Source organism: Phaeovulum sp. (assembly GCF_041596715.1).
GTDB lineage: Bacteria > Pseudomonadota > Alphaproteobacteria > Rhodobacterales > Rhodobacteraceae > UBA6213.
Map to the genome: position 1 here is coordinate 1 of NZ_JBFHIA010000386.1, position 1,631 is coordinate 1,631.

General features: G+C 63.9%; 4 protein-coding genes. 2 read left to right on the forward strand and 2 right to left on the reverse strand.

The window, feature by feature from the left end; all coding sequences use genetic code 11:
- Positions 1–13: 13 nt before the first annotated feature.
- The gene (locus ABY403_RS16315; protein WP_372841866.1) at positions 14–172 is read left to right on the forward strand and encodes a formate dehydrogenase accessory sulfurtransferase FdhD; all 159 of its coding nucleotides are present in this window, start codon (positions 14–16) and stop codon (positions 170–172) included.
- On the forward strand, positions 169–399 hold the full coding sequence (locus ABY403_RS16320; protein WP_372841863.1) for a formate dehydrogenase subunit delta: 231 nt from the start codon (positions 169–171) through the stop codon (positions 397–399). The genes ABY403_RS16315 and ABY403_RS16320 overlap by 4 nt, the downstream gene beginning before the upstream one ends.
- On the opposite strand, the gene ABY403_RS16325 is transcribed toward ABY403_RS16320, so the two are convergent.
- Positions 396–728, reverse strand: a complete 333-nt coding sequence (locus ABY403_RS16325) for a hypothetical protein (protein ID WP_372841864.1) — start codon at positions 726–728, stop codon at positions 396–398. The two genes, ABY403_RS16320 and ABY403_RS16325, sit on opposite strands and share 4 nt — an antisense overlap.
- Before the next feature lie 22 nt (positions 729–750).
- Positions 751–1,631, reverse strand: an 881-nt coding sequence (locus ABY403_RS16330) for an OmpA family protein (protein ID WP_372841865.1), incomplete at its 5' end; no start/stop codon positions are given.

The following is a 1,631-nucleotide window of genomic DNA, read 5'->3' on the forward strand; positions in this document are numbered from 1 at the left end:
GCAGAAGGCCGCGATGATTGGCGCGCGGGTGCTGATCGGCGCATCGGCCCCTACCGCGCTGGCGGTGACCGAGGCAGAGGCGGCGGGCATCACATTGGTCGCGCGCGTGCGCGGCGCGAGTTTCGAGGTCTATTCCCACCCACAAACATTTACCGAGGAAGCACTGGCATGAGCGACGAAAAGCTTGCCCACATGGCCAACCAGATCGCCGCCTTTTTCGCGACCCAGCCGGGAACCGCGTCAGAAGGTGTTGCGAAGCATATCAACGACAACTGGCCGGGGGCGATGCGCGCGGCGCTATTGGCCGAAATCGCCGCGGGCGGCGAGGGCCTTGCACCCGAAGTTATCGCCGCTGCGCCGCAGTTGCGCCCACCGGCCGAGACCGCGCGGCGCGGCTAGCGCTTTTCCGAGTTCAGCTTTTCGATGTAGGCGCGCAGTTCCTCGGCCTCTTGGCGGGCATCGCGCAGCCCGTCCATTGCTGCGCGCAATTCGGCCTCGGTCTGGTGGTTCTGGTTGACCAGTTCCGCCTCGCGCTGATCGAGGTATTCCATCGCCTGATCGCGCATTTCTTCGGCTTCGTGAAGCGCTTGCGCCATTTGCTCCAATTCACCCATGTCGGCGCGTGTCATCCGCGTCAGGCGATGGAGCAGCCAGAACGCGAACCAGCCTAGACAAAAGGTGGCGAACAGGATGATCGCGGTAGCGGTGATGAATTCTTCTCGGTTCATTGCTCAGGTCCTGCCGCGAGTGTCATGGGGTGGGGGGCGTCGGGCGCATGGTCGGGGGGGCGGCAACGATGTCGGGGCCTGCTACCTTGACCGGGCCATCGGCCGCGGTGGATGCGTCTGCGGCGTCATCCAGCAACAAGAACTCGATGCGCCGGTTCGCCTCGCGGCCAGCCTCGGTATCGTTGTCAGCAAGAGGTTGCGTCTCGCCAAAGCCTTGCGAAACGATGTTTCCCGTCAGCACGCGACGCTGTTGCAGGGCCACCACAACGGCCCGCGCGCGGCCTTGCGACAGGCGAAGGTTCATTTCTTCGCCGCCCTGCGAGTCTGTATGCCCGCCGATCTGCATCGGCACTTCTTCGCATTCCCTCACGATTTCGGCGAGCGCGTCGATTGTGGGGGCGGCATCTGCGGTGATTATGGCCGAACCGGGCTCAAAGGTAATCTTGTTCTCGGCAAGGACTGAGTTCAGCCGTGCCACACATTCGGGCCCGTTTGGCCCTTCGTCCTCGGGTTCAGGCGGTGCGGTGTAGTTTATCGATAGCTCGATCTGCACTGCCTCGCCAAGCCGGGCCACGAACAGGCGCGAAATCGTGTCGGATGCCTGCGCATCGTCGGTTTCTCCGCTGATGCGGATTACCTCGGGCAGCACCTGCGCAGTGCCCGATTGCAGATTGCCAAGCGCCTCGACGGCCGTCAGCACGCGCGCCATCCAGCCGGCTGGAAGCTCGGGGTAAATGCGCGTGGCCAGATAAACCGAATCGTGCCCAAATTGCCCTGCGGCAATCGCCGACAGCGCATCGCGCGCCCGCTGGTCGGGAACGCGCCCCCGCAATTGCACCGCGCCATCTTCGTTGCGCGTTGCAAAAAACTCTGGCGGTTCTGTCGCCATGTTTCCGCCCGACA

Excerpts from the sequence above, each read along its gene's own strand:
- ABY403_RS16320 (WP_372841863.1), top strand. The coding sequence starts at position 169 with ATGAGCGACGAAAAGCTTGCCCACATGGCCAACCAGATCGCCGCCTTT.
- ABY403_RS16325 (WP_372841864.1), bottom strand. The coding sequence starts at position 728 with ATGAACCGAGAAGAATTCATCACCGCTACCGCGATCATCCTGTTCGCC.
- ABY403_RS16315 (WP_372841866.1), top strand. The coding sequence starts at position 14 with ATGATTGGCGCGCGGGTGCTGATCGGCGCATCGGCCCCTACCGCGCTG.